The 19,878-nt window shown below is 70.0% G+C and carries 15 protein-coding genes and 1 pseudogene; 8 read left to right on the forward strand and 8 right to left on the reverse strand.

Going from position 1 to position 19,878, the window contains the following annotated elements; genetic code table 11:
- Nucleotides 1-30: 30 nt before the first annotated feature.
- Nucleotides 31-2,721 (reverse strand): bifunctional acetate--CoA ligase family protein/GNAT family N-acetyltransferase, encoded by a 2,691-nt coding sequence (locus tag ACWFRU_RS28890; RefSeq protein WP_453691058.1) that lies wholly within the window; start codon nt 2,719-2,721, stop codon nt 31-33.
- Nucleotides 2,722-2,932: 211 nt separating this feature from the next.
- On the opposite strand from ACWFRU_RS28890, the gene ppk2 reads away from it, so the two are divergent.
- On the forward strand, nt 2,933-3,736 hold the full coding sequence (gene ppk2, locus ACWFRU_RS28895) for a polyphosphate kinase 2 (RefSeq protein WP_453691059.1): 804 nt from the start codon (nt 2,933-2,935) through the stop codon (nt 3,734-3,736).
- Nucleotides 3,737-3,822: 86 nt separating this feature from the next.
- Here ppk2 and ACWFRU_RS28900 read toward each other — a convergent pair whose 3' ends face one another.
- The gene (locus ACWFRU_RS28900) at nt 3,823-4,728 is read right to left on the reverse strand and encodes a universal stress protein (RefSeq protein WP_453691060.1); all 906 of its coding nucleotides are present in this window, start codon (nt 4,726-4,728) and stop codon (nt 3,823-3,825) included.
- A gap of 535 nt (nt 4,729-5,263) precedes the next feature.
- Here ACWFRU_RS28900 and ACWFRU_RS28905 point away from each other — a divergent pair.
- From ACWFRU_RS28905 to ACWFRU_RS28915, 3 genes are all read left to right on the forward strand, one after another.
- Nucleotides 5,264-5,728 carry a cyclic nucleotide-binding domain-containing protein gene (locus ACWFRU_RS28905; RefSeq protein WP_409054931.1) on the forward strand — a complete coding sequence of 155 codons (465 nt, stop codon included), beginning with the start codon at nt 5,264-5,266 and terminating at the stop codon, nt 5,726-5,728.
- A 259-nt stretch (nt 5,729-5,987) separates the two neighbouring features.
- Complete coding sequence (locus ACWFRU_RS28910) at nt 5,988-6,689, forward strand: response regulator (RefSeq protein ID WP_453691061.1); 702 nt, start codon at nt 5,988-5,990, stop codon at nt 6,687-6,689.
- 120 nt (nt 6,690-6,809) lie between these two features.
- Entirely contained in the window at nt 6,810-7,784 is a 975-nt protein-coding gene (locus ACWFRU_RS28915) for an Acg family FMN-binding oxidoreductase (RefSeq protein ID WP_409054933.1), read from the forward strand.
- A 21-nt stretch (nt 7,785-7,805) separates the two neighbouring features.
- Here the strand turns inward: ACWFRU_RS28915 and ACWFRU_RS28920 are convergent, their stop codons facing one another.
- Entirely contained in the window at nt 7,806-9,536 is a 1,731-nt protein-coding gene (locus tag ACWFRU_RS28920; protein WP_453691062.1) for a GAF domain-containing protein, read from the reverse strand.
- Between the two features lie 294 nt (nt 9,537-9,830).
- Between ACWFRU_RS28920 and ACWFRU_RS28925 the strand changes: the two genes are divergently transcribed.
- Nucleotides 9,831-11,258 (forward strand): MBL fold metallo-hydrolase RNA specificity domain-containing protein, encoded by a 1,428-nt coding sequence (locus ACWFRU_RS28925; protein WP_453691063.1) that lies wholly within the window; start codon nt 9,831-9,833, stop codon nt 11,256-11,258.
- Nucleotides 11,259-11,435: 177 nt separating this feature from the next.
- Nucleotides 11,436-12,482 (forward strand): universal stress protein, encoded by a 1,047-nt coding sequence (locus ACWFRU_RS28930; RefSeq protein WP_453691064.1) that lies wholly within the window; start codon nt 11,436-11,438, stop codon nt 12,480-12,482.
- 119 nt (nt 12,483-12,601) lie between these two features.
- Here ACWFRU_RS28930 and ACWFRU_RS28935 read toward each other — a convergent pair whose 3' ends face one another.
- Complete coding sequence (locus ACWFRU_RS28935; protein WP_409054936.1) at nt 12,602-13,093, reverse strand: Gmad2 immunoglobulin-like domain-containing protein; 492 nt, start codon at nt 13,091-13,093, stop codon at nt 12,602-12,604.
- A gap of 723 nt (nt 13,094-13,816) precedes the next feature.
- Here ACWFRU_RS28935 and ACWFRU_RS28940 point away from each other — a divergent pair.
- On the forward strand, nt 13,817-14,041 hold the full coding sequence (locus ACWFRU_RS28940; RefSeq protein ID WP_453691065.1) for a hypothetical protein: 225 nt from the start codon (nt 13,817-13,819) through the stop codon (nt 14,039-14,041).
- 39 nt (nt 14,042-14,080) lie between these two features.
- Here the strand turns inward: ACWFRU_RS28940 and ACWFRU_RS28945 are convergent, their stop codons facing one another.
- Nucleotides 14,081-15,301: an acyltransferase family protein gene (locus tag ACWFRU_RS28945; RefSeq protein WP_453691190.1), complete on the reverse strand. Its 1,221-nt coding sequence runs from the start codon at nt 15,299-15,301 to the stop codon at nt 14,081-14,083.
- Nucleotides 15,302-15,304: 3 nt separating this feature from the next.
- A pseudogene (locus ACWFRU_RS28950) lies at nt 15,305-17,518 on the reverse strand (bifunctional polysaccharide deacetylase/glycosyltransferase family 2 protein); the annotation flags it as partial.
- Nucleotides 17,519-17,653: 135 nt separating this feature from the next.
- On the opposite strand from ACWFRU_RS28950, the gene ACWFRU_RS28955 reads away from it, so the two are divergent.
- Nucleotides 17,654-18,022, forward strand: coding sequence for a hypothetical protein (locus ACWFRU_RS28955; protein ID WP_453691066.1), 369 nt, complete (start codon nt 17,654-17,656; stop codon nt 18,020-18,022).
- A gap of 565 nt (nt 18,023-18,587) precedes the next feature.
- Here the strand turns inward: ACWFRU_RS28955 and ACWFRU_RS28960 are convergent.
- Both ACWFRU_RS28960 and ACWFRU_RS28965 read right to left on the reverse strand, forming a co-directional pair.
- The gene (locus ACWFRU_RS28960; protein ID WP_409054939.1) at nt 18,588-18,926 is read right to left on the reverse strand and encodes an ArsR/SmtB family transcription factor; all 339 of its coding nucleotides are present in this window, start codon (nt 18,924-18,926) and stop codon (nt 18,588-18,590) included.
- 190 nt (nt 18,927-19,116) lie between these two features.
- Nucleotides 19,117-19,491 (reverse strand): hypothetical protein, encoded by a 375-nt coding sequence (locus tag ACWFRU_RS28965; protein WP_409054940.1) that lies wholly within the window; start codon nt 19,489-19,491, stop codon nt 19,117-19,119.
- Nucleotides 19,492-19,878: the final 387 nt, after the last annotated feature.

The raw sequence follows: 19,878 nt of genomic DNA on the forward strand, positions 1-19,878 counted from the left end.
GTTCCCTTCTCGGTGAAGCCGGCCTCCTCCTCAGCGGAGTCGGCGCAGATAGGGATCCTGGAGCCGGCGCGGCAGCAGGCGTACGCGCGCGTCGAGGACGGTGACACGTTCCGGTGCGGCGATCACGGGGTTGAAGTCGGCCTCGGCCAGCTGGGGCAGGTCCACCGCCATGCGGGAGAGCCGCAGCAAGATCTGCTCCAGGGTTTCGAGGTCGACCGGGCCGCTGCCGTGGGCGCCGAACAGGAGCGGTGCGCAGCGCGGCGCCGTGATCAGGTCGTGCACATCGCGGTCGGTGAGCGGGGCGAGGCGGGCCGCGTGGTCGGCCAGGACCTCCGTCGCCGTGCCTCCCAGCCCGAACAGCACGAGCGGACCGAAGACCTCGTCCTGGACGACTCCCGTGAACAGCTCCGTGCCGCGTTCGGCGAGCGGCTGGACGACCACGCCGGTGAGCAGGCCCGCGAACCGGGTCTCGAAGTCCCGGAAAGCGGCCCGGATCTGGGCGTCTCCTTGGAGGTCGAGATGGACGGCGTGCTGTTCGCTCTTGTGCAGCAGCCCCGGCCAGTGAGCCTTCATGACCACCCGGCCGTCGGTTCCGCGCAGCCGTTCGGCGGCGAGCACGGCGTCGTCCTCCGTCTCCGCCCAGGCCCAGGGGAGCTGCGGGATCGTGTAGCAGGCGAGAAGTTCGGCGCAGGTGCGCGGATCGAGCCAGCCGCCGTCCGGGTGAGCGGCGAGGTAGGCCTCGGCCACCTCGTGGGCCCGGCGCGTGTCTGTCCCGTCGAGGTCCGGGACCGTGGCGGCGGGCCGGCCGAGCCATGCCGCCCGCTGCGCGGCGTGGGCCAAAGCCCGTGCCGCCGCCTGGGGTTCAGCGTATGAGGGTACGGTTCCGGCGAGGGCGGGCAGCAGCCTGACGGGCTGATCCTGTTCCAGTCGTACCGCCACGACCGGCCGGCCCCGGGGGTTAGGCGCGTGGGTGAGGGCCCGGATGAGGTCGTCGCCGGTCGCCGTGGCGACCGCCGTGGGGACGAGGGCGAGCAGCACCGCGTCGATGCCCGCGCAGCGTTCGAGCCGGTCCACGCAGGCCCTGAGCTGGTCCTCGGTGACGGCCGCGGTGGCGTCCACGGGGTTGCCGACGGAGGCGCCGTCGGGCAGCACGGCCAGCAGGTCGTCGATCGTTTCGGATGTGAGGGGCGGAAGGGAGAGCCCTGCCTCCGCGCAGGCGTCCGCCGCCAGGACGCCCGCGCCGCCCGCGTTGGTGACGATCGCGACGCGGATGCCCGCCGGAAGGGGCTGGGAGTACATCAGGGCCGCGCTTTCGAGGAGTTCACCGACGGAGCGGGTGGCGGTGATGCCCGCCTGCGTGAACAGGGCCTGGCGGGTCATGGTGCGGGTGGCGGCGGCCGCGGTGTGCGAGGCGGCGGCCTGACGGCCCGCGTCGGTGCGTCCGGCGTCGACCGTGAGGACCGGCATGCGGCGGGTCACACGCCTGGCGGTGCGAGAGAACGCCCGTGGGTTGCCGAAGGACTCCAGGTGCAGCAGGGCGAGTTGGGTACGGCCGTCGCTCTCCCACCACTGGAGCATGTCGTTGCCGCTGACGTCGTACTTGTCGCCGAGGGAGGCGAAGGAGGAGACACCGATGCCGAGCCGGGCGAGCCCGCCGAGCAGGGCGATTCCCACACCGCCGGACTGGACCGCCACGCCCGCCGTACCGGGGCGTGGATGGTCGGCGGCGAACGTGGCGTCCAGGGACAGTGCGGGGTCGGTGTTGGAGACGCCCAGACAGTTGGGGCCGACGAGGCGCATCCCATACGTGCGGCAAGCGCCCAGCAGCGCCTGGGCCTGAGCGCTGTCGAGCCCTGCGGAGACCACGAGCAGGGCCCGCACGCCCATTTTGCCGCATTCCTCCGCCGTGGCCGCGACCGCCGCCGCCGGCACGGCGACGACCACGAGGTCGGGTGTGCGGGGCAGTGCACTGACCGAGGGATAGGAGGGGACGCCGAGGACCGAGGTGACGCCGGGGTTCACCGCGTAGAGCCGACGGGTGAAACCGCCTGTGTGCAGCTGCCGCAGTACAGCCCGCCCCACCGATCCGGGCCTGCGCCCGGCGCCCACGACGGCGACCGTGTCCGGCCGCAGCAACGGCTCCAGGCTTGCCACATCGGCGGCGCGACCGCGCTCTTCCACGGCGGCGAGGTAGGTGGCGTCCTCACCGAGCTCGATGGTGCACCGGACCTCCGGCCCCTCGAAGTGACGGGCCGTACGCAGGCCCAGGTCGGCGAAGAGCCGGAGCACCTCGTGGTTCTCGCTCAGCGCGTCCGCAGTGAATGTGGTGATGCCGTCCGTGCGGGCGGCGGAGACGAGGTGCTCCACGAGGAGCGTGCCTATCCCCCGGTGGTGCAGACCGTCGGCCACGGCGATGGAGATCTCCGCGGAGTCGTCGCCACCGGCGGTGTCGTACTCGGCCAGGCCGATGATCTGGCCCTTCGTCTCGGCCACCAGGGCCCGGTAGCCGTGGCGCGGCGGCGCGCAGGCGCGGTCGGCGGCCGCCTTGGCCGAGGCCCGGCTCACCGCGAAGAAGCGCAGCCGCAGATTGTCGGGGGACATCTCCTCGTACAGCCCCTGCAACTGCTGGTGGTCGCCCGCTGTCGTGGGACGGATGCACACCGTGGTGCCGTCCGCGAGTAAGGCGTGGGCCATGGGTCGGCTGAGCGCGTCGTCGGTCATCGCGGGTCTCCTCCAAGCCTTTCGACACCTTGAGCATCCGACGGGCCTGGTGTGAGGCCCATGGGCTGAACGGGGGCGCCCGAAGGGCCGATCGGCCCATAACGGCAGACGAGCAAAGTTCCGCCGTCAACACGGTGTCGTCCCGGTGTTCGACCTGGCACGGTGACTTCACGGGTCATCGGGCGGAGGGTCATCGGGTGGAGGAGGCCGCATGGCCGACGAGAAGACGGCGAAGCTGCCGCGCGCGGTGTACGAGCGGGAACTCCTGCGCCTGCAGACGGAGTTGGTGAAGCTGCAGGAATGGGTGCGGGCCGACGGGGCCCGGCTGGTCGTCGTGTTCGAAGGACGGGACGCGGCGGGCAAGGGCGGCACGATCAAGCGGCTCGCGGAGCACCTCAACCCGCGGGTCGCGAGGACCGTGGCGCTGCCGAAACCGACCGAACGCGAGCGGACCCAGTGGTACTTCCAGCGCTACGTGAAGCATCTGCCGACCGCCGGGGAAATCGTGCTGTTCGACCGGAGCTGGTACAACCGGGCCGGCGTGGAGCACGTCATGGGCTTCTGCACGAAAGAGGAGCATCAACTGTTCCTGCGCCAGTGCCCCGTCTTCGAGCGCATGCTGGTGGAGGGGGGCATCCTGTTGCGCAAGTACTGGTTCTCGGTGAGCGACGCGGTACAGGCGGAGCGTTTCCGGCGGCGCCTGGCGGATCCGACGCGGCGATGGAAGCTCTCCGCGATGGACCTGGAATCGATCACCCGCTGGGAGGCGTACTCCCGGGCGAAGGACGAGATGCTCGTGCACACGGACATCTCGGACGCCCCCTGGTACATCGTGGAGAGCGACGACAAGAAGCGGGCCCGGCTGAACATGATGGCCCACTTGCTCGACTCCGTGCCGTACCACGAGGTACCGCCGCCGGTCCTCGAACTTCCGCCACGGCCACCGTCGTCCGGCTACGAGCGGCCACCGCGCCGCCTGCAGACGTACGTTCCCGACCACTCGGCGAACCTCTGAGGCGGGTGCGGCCCTCCCGCCTGTGAGGCCGCGGCTTTCCTGATCGTCGGTCCTTTTCCGCGACGCGCTCTGCCGCAGTCCCTGCCTCAGCCGTGCGCGACGACAGCGACGGGAGCGGCGCTGTGATGCAACACGGCGTGCGTGACGGGGCCTATGTGCACGCCGAACACGTGCCCACGCATCCGGCGGCCCACGACGACCAGGGATGCCTCCCGCGAGGCATCGACGAGGTGGCCGGCCGCCGCCCCGAGGCGGGACTCCTCGACGACCTCGACAGCGGGGAACTCCTTCCGCCACGAGACGAGAGTCCCGCTCAGGGCCGAGGCCTGCTGCCGAGCCAGCTCACCGGCGATCTCAGGGTCGGCGGAGAGGCCGTACGCGTAGTACGGAGGAATCTGCCAGCCATGGACGACCCGCAGGGCCGTGGCGCGCCGGACTGCCGCGTCGAAGGCGAAGGCGATGACCGAGTCATGAGGGCGCTCGATGTCAAGGCCGAGAACGACTGGCCGGTACGGGCTCGCGGCCGACGGGACACCCACCGGGTCCATGGTGTGCTCGTCGGCGGCCTGCTCCCCGGCACGGACCAGGACCACCGGTGTCTCGGTGTGGGCCGCGACAGTCTGGCCGACTGAACCGACCAGATAGCCGCCGATCCCGCCCAGACCGCGCGAGCCCAACACGAGGAGCGCGGCGTTTTTCGCCTCGGCCAACAGGACATCCTCGGGCCGACCGGCGACCTGTTCGCTGATGACCTCGACTCCGGGGTGGCGCAGGCGCAGGCCTTCGGCGGACTCACGGGGAAGCCGTCCGCCCCAGTACTGCCGGGTCTCCGCACCGACGAACGGGGCCTGCGCCACGGGCTCGGGTGCCAAGTCCATGACGTGGACCAGCTTCACCGGCAGGCCGCACAGCGATGCTTCCCGGGCGGCCCATTCGGCCGCGGCCCGGCTCTCGGGCGAACCGTCGATGCCGACTGTGACAGTGCGGGACATGATCCTACCTCCTGGATCGGGGTCCGCCATCAGCTTCACGGCCCCGTGCCGGGCAGTGCAGGGGCCGCAGGGCCCCCTCGGGAACCAACCGGCCCCAGCGCAGGGGGCCGCAGCCGCGTCGCCTCACCCCGGACAGGAAAGCGCCCGCGCGGTCGGCCCGCGCGGACACCCGGCCGGTGCATTCCCGCGCTCCGGCCGCAGCCACGGCGGCACCGACTCCACCGTGGCCTTCCCGGCAGGAGGCCTCGCACGGGACCGGTAAGGGGAGCAGTCTCCGTGCGTCATCCTGCCGCCTCGAAAGGAACGGAGACGCTTTTCCACTTGCATCATCCCGCCGCCGCAACACGGGAAGAAGGGCTGGTCGACCCACCGCTGAGGGCCGACGGGGCTCTCCTTCCAGACCAGGCACACGCTGGTGCGCCGGACACCGCAGAACCGGACGGCCCAGCCACGGGACCAGGTGGCCCATGGACCGGCCCGCGGTACCGGACCACGCTGGGAGCGGCCCAACAGTTCGCACGCCTGGAGGCACGCCATGAACGCACCCCCCACCCCCAGCATGCTCCGGGCGCTGCCCGCGGAGCACCGGCAACGGTTGATGCGGATGGCCCGCGAGGTGTCCTTCCCCCAGGGAACGCGCCTTTTCGAGGAGGGCGGACACGCCGACCGGTTCTGGGTCATCCGCACCGGCACGGTCTCCCTCGACATGCACGTGCCCGGCCGCAGGTCAGCGGTCATCGAGACCCTCGGCCACAACGAACTCCTCGGCTGGTCCTGGCTGTTCGCCCCCTACTCCTGGCATCTCGGCGCCGAGGCGACCACGCCGGTCCGCGCCTACGAGTTCGACGCCGTCGCGGTCCGGCTGGCCGGCCAGGACGACCCCGCGCTGGGCCTGGCGGTTGCGCTGTGGACGGGTGGCATCGTCGCCCACCGCCTGCGTTCGGCGCGTACGCGGCTGCTGGACCTGTACGCCCCGTACGGCAGCGCAAGTCTGCGCTGACGCGAGCCGACGGTCCCGGGCCTCCGTCCCCTGTTCCCCGCGGGCGTACCCCCTCGTGGGCACGTGGGCGCGCATACTGGAAGGGCGGTCTCATCGGGTGGGCGATGCGGGAGGGACATCGGGCCGTGGCGCCGGAGCCGTCAGGGGTCTCCGCGCTGCGTAATAGGGCCGGTCGGCCCTAGTGTCCACAGCCCCCGAGCATGATGATCGTCGTCACGGAACCCGCAGTCCGTCAGTCACCGGGGAACGAGGGATCGTCATGACTGAGGCGCGCACCTACACGGAGCAGGACCCGATCCGGGTCTTCCTGCTGGACGACCACGAGGTCGTACGACGTGGCCTGTCCGACCTGCTGGACGCCGAACCAGACATCTCCGTGGTGGGCGATGCCGAGAACGTCGAACACGCGCTGGTCCGCGGCCCGGCCCTGCGCCCCCACGTGGCCGTCCTCGACGTGCGCCTCCCGGACGGCGACGGCATCTCGGTCTGCCGCGAGCTGCGCAGCCAGATGCCGGAACTAGCCGTGCTGATGCTCACCTCGTTCGACGACGAAGACGCTCTGCTCGACGCGATCATGGCCGGGGCCAGCGGTTATGTGCTCAAACAGATCAAGGGGACCGACCTGATCGCGGCCGTTCGCACCGTCGCCTCCGGCCAGTCCATGCTCGACCCGGAGACGACCGCCCGCCTCATGCGCTCCCTGCGCGCGGATCCCAAGGACTCGCCCACGCTCGCCCCCGAACTCGCGAGCCTGTCTCCACGGGAGAGAGACATCCTCGCGCTCATCGGTGACGGTCTCACGAACCGGGAGATCGGCAAGAAGCTCTACCTCTCCGAGAAGACCGTCAAGAACCACATCTCCCGGCTGCTGGCCAAACTGGGCGTGCAGCGCCGGGTCCAAGCGGCAGTCCTCGCCTCACACCTCGAACACACGGAGACGGGTGAGCGCCCGGCCAGGTGACGTACGGGCCGAGGGCCGTCCGGCCCCACGCCGGGCCCTCCGGCCCCTACCCCTGTCCCCCTCGGAACCCCACGCTCAGGTCACCGGAACATTCCGGTGCAAGGGCAAGGAGGAGTTCCGATGCCTTCCCCGACGTTCGACGTCCGCACACTGGAGACGCTCGTGTCCGCGGCCGTGGCGGCACCGTCGATCCACAACACCCAGCCCTGGCGTTTCCGGCTCGATCCGGACACCGTCACCCTGGAGATCCGTGCCGCCCGAGGGCGCGGCCTGGGGCATACCGATCCGCACGGGCGAGCCCTGCACGTCTCGGTCGGTGGAGCGCTCCTGAATCTGCGGGTGGCGGTGGCGCACTTCGGCTGGGAGCCCGTGACCCGGCTCCTGCCGCGGCCCCACGAACCTGACCTGCTCGCCGCCGTGCGCCTCGGCCGCACCGCGCGCACCTCCACCCCGACGTCCGGCCTGTACGAGGCGCTGTGGCGACGGCACAGCAGCCGCTTCCCCTTCTCCGACCGGCCCCTGCCCACGCCCGTGATCGCCGAGCTCATCGAGGCCGCGCACGTCGAGGGGGCCCTGCTGGGCCGTCCCGAACCAGACGACACGGACCGTCTGCTACGGCTCACCGGGGAAGCCGAACGCCGCAATGCCACCACCCCCGACCGGGCGACGGAAAGCCGCCGCTGGTCACACGATCCGGATGGCACGCGGCTCGGCGTGCCACCGCGGGCCCAGGGCGTCCAGGATTCTCGCGGGCACGTCCCCATGCGGGATTTCACCGCCAACCGGAAGGCAACCGCGCTCATCGCGCGCCCCTTCGAGACACGGTCCTCGATCCTCCTGCTGTCCACCGCACACGACCGGCGGACGGATTGGCTGCGCGCAGGCCAAGCACTGGAACGCGTCCTTCTGGTGGCCACCTCCCACGGCGTACGGGCATCGCTGCTGCACCAAGCACTGGAGTGGTCCGACCTACGCGAACTGCTCACCCCCGCCCCGCGCCGGCGGCGTGAGCACGCGCAGATGGTGATCCGCCTGGGATACGGACCGGAGGGGCCCGCCTCGCCGCGCCGTACGGCGCGGCAAGCACTCCAGTGAGAAGCGCCTCCGGCGGCTGTCTCAATTCTCCTTCGAACGCGCCGGTACCCGCCACACCAGCCGGGTACCGCCACCCCCCGGCCGTTCACCGAGCGTGAGCACTCCACCCAGCGCCAGGGCACGCTCCTCCAGGTTCTTCAGCCCGCTGCGGGCCACACTCTGGGACACCCCGCAACCGTCGTCCGAAACCGTCACCGTCAACTCCCCCTCAGAACACCGCAGATGAACGTCCACCGAACGCGCCCCGGAATGACGGGCCGCGTTACTGAGGGCCTCTCCCAGGACCGCCAGAGCATGACCGGCCACATCAGGGTCCACCTCGGTGTCGATCAGTCCCTCGATGCGCAGCGCGGGTGAGAAGCCGAACGCGCTCGCCGATGCCTGCACCGCGTCCGAGACCCGCTCGCGCAGACCTCCTCCCTCCTTGGTCCCGCCGTGCGACCGGAGGCCGAAGATGGTCGACCTGATGATCTTGATGGTGTCGTCGAGGTCGTCCACGGTCCGCGCCAGACGCTCGACCGCTTGGGGGTGATCCACGAACCGCTGCGTGCTCTGCAGGGTCATTCCCGCCGCGAAGAGCCGCTGGATCGCCAGATCATGCAGGTCGCGCGCGATCCGGTCACGGTCCTCAAGAAGCGTGATCTGCTCCGTGTCACGGCGCCGCTCGGCCAGTTCCAGCGCCAGCGCCGCCTGTCCCGCAAAGCCCAGCAGCGGCCCCGTGTCGGCATCGACAAACGGCGTCTGCCCAGCCACCCGCCCCAGCAGCAGCACCCCACGCCCCTTGCCGCCCGAGCCCAGCGGCACCGCCACCATCGGGCCGAGCCCGGCCCACGGCGCCCCCTGCGCCCCCACGCGGGTGTCGTGCTCGATGTCCGCGCTCACCACCGGCTCCGCCGCCGACAGCGCGGCGCCCATGAAACCGTCCCGCGCGGACAGCACGAGTCCACTGCGCAGTTTCGCCTCCACTCCTACCGCGAACGTCGGCTGCAGGTGCTCCGCCCCGGCCACATACTCCGCGATCATCCCCACGTCCGCGGCGGCGATCACGCGGGCCTGCTCGACGATCAGCCCCAGTACCTCGGCACTCGGCGCCCCGGACAACAGGGCGTTGGTGGCCTCCGAACTCGCCCGCAGCCACCGCTCCCGCAGCCTGGCCTCCTCGTACAACCGCGCGTTCTCGATGGCCACCCCGGCCGCCACCGCGAGCGTGGAGAGCACCGCCTCGTCCTCGGCGTCGAACTCCACCGCCCCACGCTTCTCGGTGAGATAGAGATTGCCGAACACCGTGTCACGCACCCGGATCGGTACACCGAGGAACGAGTGCATCGCCGGGTGGTGCTCGGGGAAGCCGTACGAGGCCGGGTGCTCGGAGAGTTCGGGCAGTCGCAGCGGCTGCGGATGCCGGATCAGCTCGCCAAGGATGCCGTGCCCGCTGGGAAGATCACCGATCTCCGCGCGGCCCTCGTCGTCGATGCCGACGGTCAGGAACTCGGACAATCTGCGATCGTCACCGATCACCCCCAGAGCCCCGTACCCGGCGTCCACCAGGACCACGGCCACCTCGACGATGCGACGCAACACCTGCGGCAGATCCAGCTCGCGCCCCACCGACAAAACCGCCTCCAGGAGGCTGCGCACCCGGTCCTGCGCCCCGCGCGCCGCGTCGATCCGCGCCTGCAACTCGTCCAGCAGCTCATCCAGCCGCAGCTTGGGCAGCTGCTGACCAGTCCCACCCCGCTCTTCCCCACTCATCGCATCCTCCGACCGGTACACGCAGACAGGGGACAGCCCGCCCAAAGGCCCACGATTCCCACCCTACCGAGCGTGCGGTTCACCGCAGAGCCCTAAGCGCAGACCGTGACATCGTGACCACGGATCGGCGCGAACACCCCCTCCAGCCCTGATTCGTCCGCGAGCCGCGTGCTCGACGCCGACGGGGAACCATATGAGCCGATCGGCCCTGCTCAAGGACCGTTCAGGCCCATCCGGAGCGCACGCTCCGCATGCAAGGGTGAAACCGGCCCACTTCACGGAGGAGGGCAAACCATGACCGAAACAGCCTCGAACCCCGCTACGGCCGCTCCACGGCCGGCGCTGCTCAGCTTCCTCGGTGGCGTGGGGACGGTCACCGGAAGCAAGTTCCTCGTCGAGAGCGACCATGCGCGGATCCTCCTGGACTGCGGCCTCTTCCAAGGGTTCGCGGACCTGCGGCGGCGCAACTGGGAACGGTTCGGCCGCGACGTCACCGACATCCACGCCGTGGTCGTCACCCACGCTCATCTGGACCACTGCGGCTATCTGCCGCGGCTGGTCCGGCAGGGTTTCCGGGGCCCGATTCTCGCCAGTGCCCACACCACCCGCCTCGCCGGGATCGTGCTGCGTGACAGCGCCCGGCTCCAGATGGAAGCCGCTCGGCACGCCAACGAGCACGGCTGGTCCAAGCACCGGCCGGCCAAGCCGCTCTACAACGACTCCGACGCCGAGAAAACGCTGGCGTTCTTCGACCCCATCCCGGTCGGTGACGACGTCGAGATCATGGCCGGCACCCGGCTGACCCTTCACCACGGCGGGCACATCCTCGGCTCGACATGGGCCCACCTCACGCTGGAGGACGGCCACACCCTCGCCGTCTCCGGTGACCTGGGGCGGGCAGGACACCCGCTGCTGCTGCCCCCGGAACCGTTCGCAGGTGCCGACGTGCTGCTCATGGAGTCGACATACGGCGACCGTCACCACGACCGGGAGTCCGGGCGGTCGGCATTCGCCTCCGTGATCGCGCGGGCCCTCGCCCGCGGCGGCACCGTCGTCATTCCCGCCTTCGCGATCGACCGTACCGAGGTCGTCCTGCATGAGCTGAGCGCACTGCGCGACACGGGCATCCTGCCCCGGTCCGTCCCCGTGTACGTGGACAGCCCCATGGCACTGGCCGCCCTCGACGTGTACCGGGACGCCATACGCGAACAATCGGTGGAACTGCGCCCGGAGGTACTGGCCCAGGGGGAGGCCGCGCTCAGCCCCGAGCCGTTCCTCGCCGCGCGGACGGTCCAGGACTCAATCGACATCAACAGCGTGCACGGCCCCGCCGTGATCGTCTCATCGGCCGGCATGGCCACCGGCGGCCGTGTCCTGCACCATCTGCACCGCCTGCTCCCGGACCCTCGCAACGCCGTGGTGGTGGTCGGCTTCGCCGCGGCCGGCACCCGGGCGCGGGACCTGGTGGACGGGGCGCGGGTGCTGAAGATGTTCGGTGAGTACGTGCCCGTACGGGCGGAGGTCGCCGACGTACCCCATTTCTCGGCGCACGCCGACGCGAGCCAGATCATCGACTGGTTGCGTGCCGCCCCTCCCCCGCACACCACCTACCTCGTCCACGGCGAACCAGCCGCGTCCGCCGCCCTGCGCGACCGCATCGATCACAAGCTGGGCTGGACGGCCGTCGTACCCCGCCCCGGTGAGGGTGTCCTGGTCCGCTGACCTGAACCACACCTCCTTCGCCCAGGCTGTCCCTTGTCCGGCGTTCTGGCTGGCCTTCACCGAGCGACGCGGGGGCCGAGCCTCGGCCGCCACGTCTCCGGTATCTGCCGTCGCCACTGCGTGGGCCACATACTGGATGGCCGCAGCGTCGGCACAAGTCCGGGGAGCTGATCGCCGATGACGTCGTCGCCCGGTAACAGGATCGTGGTCGCCGTTGAAGCCGGCCGGCCCTGCGGTACGGCCGTCGACTGGGGAGCCGAGGAGGCGCGCCGCTGCGGACTGCCGCTGATGCTGGTCCTCGTCGGCGAGGGGGCGCCTGGCCAGAAGCCGTATGCGCCCGAGCGTCGGCGCGGAGACGAGGGGCGCAACCCGGTGGAAGAGGACCTGCGCAAAGCCGTGGCCTCCGTCCGTCAGCAGCATCCGCAACTGGAGATCTCCACGTCGGCCGTGGCGGACATCTCGGTTCGGACGCTGTGCGGGCCGGCCCGTGCGGCGGCGGCCCTGGTGGTCGGCGCACGGCGGCCGAACAGACTCCCGGCGTTGTTCGCCGGGGAGGCGCTTCGCCCCAGGCCGATCATCGCGCATGCCGGCTGCCCGGTGGTGGTGGTCCCCGAGGCTCAATCCGACGTGCGACGGAAGCCCTTGTTCGTCGTAGGGGTGGGCGTCGGTTGGGACGGCAGACGCCATTCCGCGGCTGCCTTGCATTACGCCTTTGAGGAGGCCGCCCGGCACAAGGCCGCGCTGCGGGTGCTGCACATCTGGCACGGGCCGCTGCTGGGCTCCCTGGACGAGCGTGCGGCCTTGGAGGAGTGCAGGCGTCTGCTGTCGCAGATGGTGGCAGGCTGCCAGGTCGCTCATCCGGCCGTGCCGGTACACCACGCGGTGCTCCGCGGCAGGCCGGCGCGTGTGCTGACCAAGGAGTCCGCACACGCCCTCGGCCTCGTCCTGGGGGCCCGCGGCCCCGGTTGGCCACTGTCGCGAAACTCCACGGCCGTTCGCGCCATTCGCCATGCGCGGTGTCCGGTCGTTGCCGTTCCCTGGCCGAACACGTACGCCCGCGGATACGGATGGCCCCAGGTCAGACGTATCGTTCGGTGGTCGCACAGAGCCGTGGGGCACTACACCCGCCTGGTCGCCCGCGCGGTGCTCCACCCGGCCGGGCGGAGCACCGCAGAAGTGCCACGGTACGGTGCGCCCGCACAGCGGGCGTCCGACCCCGGATGAGGCCGGACGCCCCGGTGACCACCCTCTGGCGGGTCGATGTCTGCCGCATCGATGCCCGGAGGCAGGCCCGGTCACAGACCTCGGCGTTGCCCGGCCCACGCGACGGTGAGGCGGTGCGTTCAGGAGCCGATGGGAATCCGCAGCACCTGTCCCGGGATGATCTTGTCGGGGTCACTGATCTGGTCCGGGTTGGCGCGCTGTATGCGCTTGAACAATGACGCGTCTCCGTAATGCGCCTTCGCAAGTCCCGACAGGGTGTCGCCCTTGACCACCTTGTGCTCGCGGTAGCCGTAGTAACCGGGCACGATCCGGGGCCCGTACAATACCGGCACCGTCACCACGTTGATCTCGCTGCCGTCCTTGGGGCTCTTCTCGAACACCTGAACCAGGATCTGATCGGAGCTGAACTTGACGCGGCTGACGTCCGCGGCGACCTGGAACTGGCCGTGCTCCCCGGTGCCGCCCCCCGCGCTGAAGTGGCCGGTCACCTCGACGTGACCGTCACCGACGCGATAGTGCAAGGTCGCCTCGTGGCCCGTGCCACACCCTCCTACGAGCACCGGGTTACCGACGAGATCAAGCTTTCGCGGTTGATCCATGCGATTGGTCATGACCCCTCCAGGGCTGGTTGTGGAGCCTGTGCCTGCCACCAGACAACTGCCTTCCAGGCGCCCCGCAAACGGAACTTTCGGACACAATCGCCTTCGGTGCCACTTCGGCCGCATTCCGGCGCTGCGGACGCACTGCCGACGCCCGCCACCACAGATGAGGGACAGCGGTGATGACCCCCGATGTACATGCCGCACGGCGTCCGCGATCACCCCTGTAGGCAGCCGTTCCCACGGCTCCCTACTGGGGCCGAAAGGCTGAGCCTTGTCGGCGGAGGGGGCGACGAACTTCGTGCACCCGGGCCGGACCGGATTCGACTTCGACGGCGCTTGAGGCGAAGCTCGGCCTGCGTCTACAGCAACGGCGCCAACGGCGCGGCGCTCTACGCTCGTCACGCCCATTTCGGTGCCGAGGCGATGTGCCGCCCTTCAGTCGGCTCACCCCTCCTGCTGAAGGTGTGAGCCGCCGCATACGCGTAGAGGGCCGTTCGGCCTGGCCCCTACCCGCTCAGCCCCTGTGCCGTCCGGGGCCGGCGCCAGACACTGAACTTGCATCAGAAGGGAGCGTTGGTGGCGATCGACTTGCCGATGGCACAAACAAATGCCCGGCCGCCGCGGCAGGACGGACCCAACCGCTCATCACCGGTTGTACCTGCGCTCCCACTCGTGGCCTGTACAGGCCTGAAGCCCGACAAGCGAGTTGGCGGCATACGAAGGAAGGCAGTCATGGTTCCCCTGCTTCTCATAGGCGCGACCGTTTCCGGAGCATGCATCCTCTTCGGCCCCAGCTCCTTCGTCGTCGGATTCACCCTGCTGGCCGCGGGCATCCTCGGCCTCATGGCCTTCATGGGTACTCCCGGGATGGTCAAACGGCCCGGTGAACGCGAGACGGTCATACAAGAACGGCACTACATGGGCAAGGGCGACGACCACCGTCGCTACCGTGACTGAACCGCCTGCTCTCCTTGAGGCGGTCACCGCACCCGGTTCTCATCGGCCGCGGCCCGCAGGCCGCGGCCAAAGGCGCAATGGACGCTTTGCCGCCCAGTCCTCGGTCCATCCGATCAGCAGCACCGCGACGACGATCAGCGGCCACGCCACCAGGAAGAGGAACCATTGGGTGTCCAGCGGCAGGTAGGACTCCATCGCAGGCACCTTCCACATCTGGTCGACGAGAAGGATGCCGCACACAAGAGCTACTTCGTGCCACAGATAGATCGTCACGGCGCGGGCGTTGAACCACACCACGGCCGCGTGCAACGGCCGGTGGCGAATCACCCAGCTGTCGTCCTTTGGGCCGAAGCGCAGCAGGAGAAGGACGAATCCGAACGACCACAGGGCCTGGGCGAGGGGGATCGCCCCGAGGTCGTACCCCTCTTCCGTCCGATGGGTCATCGCGAACCATCCGCCGACCGCCATCACGCCCGCGCCCAGCGTCCACACCAGAGCGGTGGACAGCTCCTTGACCATGCCGTCTCGATGGGCGAAACCCAGCAACCAGCAGGCGCCGAAGATGGCCAGGTCGACCACGGAGTCCTCGACCCGCGCGGGCAGCGGAGTGATCTCGGCCTGTGCAACGGCCGCCAAGGCCAGGAAGCCGATCACGCAGGACCGGGGCAACCTGCGGAACATCCGCAGGAGCAGGGGCGAGAAGAGGACGAACAGCAGGTATGCGCGGATGTACCAGAGCGGTGCGACGATCTCCTGTGCCCAGTCGTCGGGTGCGGCGGGCGGGTCACCCAGAGGAACGACCCAGAACAGCATCGCGGGCCATGTCGTGGACGTGTCGCCGTCCTCGTCCGGGCGCCAGCCGCTCAGCAGCATCACGCCCACGACGATCAGCCCGAACAGCCACACCGGTGGCAGGAGTCGGCGCATCCGGGCGCGTACCACCGCTGTCGCCGTGCGGTCACGGCGGTCGAGGGAGCGAGCCATCAGTGAACCGGCGAGGGCGAACATGACGCCCATGGCGGGAAAGGCCAGCGTGAGCCAGGCCCAGTTGAAGGTGTGGTACATCACCACGCGTACCAGGGCCAGGGCGCGCAGGAAGTCCAGATAGAGGTTGCGACTGCTCTTGCGCGGAACGCTGCCCGGAAGGCGTACGGTCTCGGTCGCGCGGGTGGCGGTCGCCCGGTCCGACGAGGCCGGTCCAGGCAGGGGCGGGGTTCGCGACACGGAGTTCGGCGACGACACGGGAAGTGGCCGCGTCACATCGGTCCCTGACGGCCTGGGCGGCGGCGGAGGCTGCGCCGCAGGAAGCCGTTTCGGACGGGGCTCCACGGTGACTCCGCCCACGCGCCGGAGCTTGTGCCAGCGCAGCCGGCCGCCGGTGACCGCCGTGACGCAGGACTGCAGCAGGACCAGGTACAGGAGTTGCCGGTAGACGATCTGCTGCAGCGGAAGCGCCCACAGTGTCCGTAGTTTCTCACCGTCCAGGCGCAGCGCGTATCCCGCGCACAGCATCTGCACCCCCAGCAGCCCGCACCACGCCACGGCGGTGCGCACCGGGTCCTGGAAGATCAGCCCGTACAGCAGGAACAGGTCGATCAGCGGAGCCAAGAGCGGGGTGAGGACCGTGAACAGCACCACCAGGGCGAGACCGAAGCGCCCGAAGTGGCCCGCGTGGCCCCGCTCGACGACGGCATGCCGGTGCTTCCACATCGCCTGCAGCGTTCCGTAACTCCAGCGGTAACGCTGCCGCCACAGTTGACCGATGCCGGTCGGAGCCTCGGTCCAGCCGCGCGCCCCCTCCTCGTACACCACTTCCCAACCACCCCGGTGCAGCGCCATGGTGATGTCGGTGTCCTCGGCCAGGGTGTCGTCGCTCATGCCGCCGACATGGCGCAGTGCGGTGCGCCGAAACGCCCCGACGGCGCCCGGCACCGTCGGGATGCAACCCAGCAGGTCGTACATACGGCGGTCGAGGTTGAGGCCCATCACGTACTCGAGGTGCTGCCAGGTGCCCAGCAGACGACCACGGTTGCCGACCTTGGTGTTGCCTGACACGGCCCCGACGCGCCGGTCGGCGAACGGCTGCACCAGACGGTGCACGGTCGTGGGCTCGAAGACGGTGTCGCCGTCCATCATCACGATCAGCTCGTGGGAGGCGAGTGCGACACCGTGCTCGAGTGCGGCGGCCTTGCCCCGGTTGGCCTGCCCTACGACCCTCACCCCGGGCAGGCGCAGGGAGCGGACGATGGTGGCGGTGCCGTCACTTGAGCCGTCGTCCACGACGACGACTTCGACCGGGTGCTCGCCTTCGACGACCGACCGCACCGTCTGGGCGATGCACTCGCGTTCGTTGTAGGCGGGGATGACGACGCTGACCGGGGCGGTCACCTCCGGGCCCCAGGAGAAGCCCGGGCGCCGACGCGTACGCGCGTGGTGGTGGGCCAGCAGCAGCATCGCGACGAACCGGACAAGCATCAACGTCCCGACCGCCGCGAGGAGCACCGCGAGGACGGGCACGAGCCAATCGGCGACCACGACCGCTGCCACGAACACACGACCACTCCACAGTTCAGTGCCTCCGACCTGCCGATGCGCAGCCGCAGCGCTCAACCCGCCGGTCACGGTGGTGAAGCGGTAGCCCCGGCTCTTGAGTTCGGTGACGATCCGGTCCAAAGCCCGCACCGTCTGGGACCGGTCGCCGCCTGAGTCGTGCAGCAGTACAACGGCGCCCTGCCCGGTCAGGGGCCGGGTGACGCGAGCGGCGATGGCATCCGCCCCCGGCCGCCGCCAGTCCTCACTGTCGATGTCGACGAATGCGCTGGTGTACCCCTTTTCTCCCAGCCGCCGGATCACCGGCCAGGAGTTGTTGTCCAGGTCCGAGGCGTGAGAGGAGTACGGCGGGCGCACCAGCGAGCTGTGGATGCCGGCCGCTCCTGCCAGCGCCAGCTGGGTCTGGGCCAGTTCGCGGTCGAACCGCCCCTGGGACTGATAACTGAGATCGGGGTGGGTGAAGGTGTGCACGCCGATCTCATGACCTGAGCCCACCAGGTCACGGACGATGCCAGGTTCGCGAGCGGCCGCCGCGCCGGTGACGAAGAAGGTTCCGTCCACTCCGTGCCGGTCGAGTGCCTCCCTGACCCGCGGCGTCCATGTCGGGTCCGGTCCGTCGTCGAAAGTAAGGGCGACCACATGGTCCGGGAGGCGGTGGCTGCTCGTCCGGGAGCCGGTGGTGTCGACGACGGGCCCGCCGCGCAGGACCGCCGCCGGAACCCGGTCGGTCGCGGATACCGGCGCACGGACCCGATGGTCGGCGCCGAAGTCACCGTGCACGTAGCCGTGCAGGAACAGGATGCCGGCCAGGACGCACAGGATCAGCAGCAGGAGAGCGACTCTTGGGCGCGACACCGCCCCGCGCCGCCGCTCCGCGGGCAGGACGCGCCCGGTCCGTGACTGGCCCCTCGGGTGATAGGGAGTCATGACCGGGTCGCCCGAGTCAGAGGTGAGGCGACGAGGACGATCACCCAGGGCCCATCGCCGGTGAACGGTGCAGGAACCTTGGCTGCGGATGGTGTGCCCCTTGTGCCGAGTGGGGGCCCCGTCACCGATTCGCTGGTGTCCGAGGTCGGGCCGGGGCCCGTCGTACTCGGCGTCGTACTCGGCGTCGCGCTCGGCGTCGGTCGGCCGCTACTCGTCACGGAGGGAGTGGGGGCCGTGGTGCCGGGCGGTGACGCGGCGCTCGACGCGCTGCCGCTGGGGCGTGATGGATCGGCCGGCTCGGATGATGTCGGCACGGGCCGGCTGGGCAGGTCTGTCGAGGAGGGACTCGCGGGTCCTGGCGCCGCGGTGGGACCCGGCGAATGCGTCGGAGGTGTCCGCCGCACCGTGCCCGGCTCGTCGGACGGTACTCCGGGGATGGGCAGCAACGTTCCGGGGGCGAAGGGCGCCGCACCCATGAAGCTGAGCGCAAGCGCGATCGTGTAAGCGACACACAGCGCGCCGAATCCATACGCGAGACGCCGCACGACCCGGCCCCGACGGCCCGTCGAGTCGACGAACACCGGGGCGGTACGTTCCGTCGATCCGGACGAGCGCGCGAAATCAGGACTGGCAAGAGGAAGCGTTTCGGTGCTGTCGGTGCCATCTTCGGACGGGTGCGTGCGCCGCCACCGAAAGCGTGTGCTCACCCGGAGAAGCATGGCCCTCCCCCTCCTGCCGGATGCGCGTGCCCGTCGTCACCACCATCCTCGCGTCCGGGCGAGCGCCCGAAGAGGCCGGTCGGCCTCGCCAGGGGACCGCCCGGCCCCTTCCGGGGGCGGGCCGGACGGGCGCGTTGGCGAGTTGCCGGTTCGTCGTCTCACATACCGGATCGGTGACCGCGTGCAGGACCGCCACGGAAGGTTGGGGATGCCTTCCTCCAGCAGCTGCGCTCCAAGGAGATGGATCTCAAGTGACCGATGTGCCGGCACTTGCCCCGCTGGAACGGCTGCGTACCGTCGTCTGGCCCGGCGGTTGGGACCACACGCTTGAACACGCCCGGTCACGACGCCTATTGATGCTGCTCGGAGTCCTGGAGTTCGGCCAGCAAGGCGGTCTGGCCGACGAGGAGTTCGGTGAGGATGCGGCGTGCCGCACGCAGGAGTTCGGCGACATCGCCACCGGCCAGGGCGTACGTGACGGTCGTGCCTTCGCGGGTGGAGACGACGATGCCGGAGCGGCGCAGTACGGCGAGTTGCTGAGAGAGGTTCGAGGGCTCGACGTCGATCTCGATGAGCAGGTCCCGTACCGATACCGGTCCGTTCTGGAGGAGTTCCAGGACGCGGATGCGGACCGGGTGCCCGAGCATGCGGAAGAACTCTGCTTTGACCTGGTAGAGGGGCGCCTGCACGGGATCTCTCACTCTCCTGACGCGGATGAGGCCCTGAGACGGGGGTGCGGCGGCCCTGACCGCCGCCGCCGCACCCGGCGTGACGTCCCATCCTCCCCGGCCGGGACCACTCGATCCGAGAGTTCGGAAGATGCAGAGCTAGCGGCTTGAACAATTCTTCAAGTAGCGGGCGTAGAAAAAGCGCCGGGGCTCACACCTCGATCTGCTCCTCGGTGAGCTTGAGGAGGCGGCGCGCCATAGCGAGATTCGACCGGGCCTTGTCGATGACGAGATAGATGAAGAGACCGTTCCCTGACCTTCCGGTCACCGGACGGATGAGGTGGTACTGGGTGCCCAGAGTGACGAGGATGTCCTCGATCTCGCTCTTGAGGCCCAGCATCTCCATGGTGCGCACCTTGGCGCGGATCAGGTCGGTGTTGCCGGCCGCCGCGACGTTCAGATCCAGGTCCTTGCCGCCGCCCAGCGTGCCGAGCGCCATGCCGCTCGTGTAGTCGACGACGGCGGCTCCGAGCGCTCCTTCGGCCTCGGTCAGCAGGGTTTTGAGGGACACTTCCACACTGGTCATGGTTCTCCTTCGAAAGACGTGAAGGCTGGTTGTCCGGCCCAGGCGGAGACTCTAGGAGCCGCGCCGCCACCCGATGCGACTTGAGGCGAAAGCAGCCGCAGTTGCCCTCTTCGGATCGGTTGGATGCGCTTGCGTGCCGTACTCGAGCCGCTCACTTGACCTACTTGTCGGTCGCGGACTGTGCACGCGGCGTGCCCGGGTGAAATCACCCGGGCGTGGACGGCGGCGACGCGGGAGAGCCACTGCATGTCGGCCGCCGCGCCAGACACGGTGCGGTCGTAGGACATGAGCACTCCCACTGGCAGGAAACGGCCGTTTCCTCTATACCCCACCGGGTACCCGCGCAGCTTGAGCCGGCGCCTGGCAAGGGGGTGCCGTCCATCTCTG

This window comes from Streptomyces sp. NPDC055099 (assembly GCF_053607685.1).

Coding starts and splice junctions, on each gene's coding strand:
- ACWFRU_RS28905 (WP_409054931.1), top strand. CDS start 5,264: ATGAACGCACCCCCCACCCCCAGCATGCTCCGGGCGCTGCCCGCGGAG.
- ACWFRU_RS28890 (WP_453691058.1), bottom strand. CDS start 2,721: ATGACCGACGACGCGCTCAGCCGACCCATGGCCCACGCCTTACTCGCG.
- ACWFRU_RS28910 (WP_453691061.1), top strand. CDS start 5,988: ATGACTGAGGCGCGCACCTACACGGAGCAGGACCCGATCCGGGTCTTC.
- ACWFRU_RS28940 (WP_453691065.1), top strand. CDS start 13,817: ATGGTTCCCCTGCTTCTCATAGGCGCGACCGTTTCCGGAGCATGCATC.
- ACWFRU_RS28965 (WP_409054940.1), bottom strand. CDS start 19,491: ATGACCAGTGTGGAAGTGTCCCTCAAAACCCTGCTGACCGAGGCCGAA.
- ACWFRU_RS28935 (WP_409054936.1), bottom strand. CDS start 13,093: ATGACCAATCGCATGGATCAACCGCGAAAGCTTGATCTCGTCGGTAAC.
- ACWFRU_RS28915 (WP_409054933.1), top strand. CDS start 6,810: ATGCCTTCCCCGACGTTCGACGTCCGCACACTGGAGACGCTCGTGTCC.
- ACWFRU_RS28920 (WP_453691062.1), bottom strand. CDS start 9,536: ATGAGTGGGGAAGAGCGGGGTGGGACTGGTCAGCAGCTGCCCAAGCTG.
- ACWFRU_RS28925 (WP_453691063.1), top strand. CDS start 9,831: ATGACCGAAACAGCCTCGAACCCCGCTACGGCCGCTCCACGGCCGGCG.
- ppk2 (WP_453691059.1), top strand. CDS start 2,933: ATGGCCGACGAGAAGACGGCGAAGCTGCCGCGCGCGGTGTACGAGCGG.
- ACWFRU_RS28930 (WP_453691064.1), top strand. CDS start 11,436: ATGACGTCGTCGCCCGGTAACAGGATCGTGGTCGCCGTTGAAGCCGGC.
- ACWFRU_RS28900 (WP_453691060.1), bottom strand. CDS start 4,728: ATGTCCCGCACTGTCACAGTCGGCATCGACGGTTCGCCCGAGAGCCGG.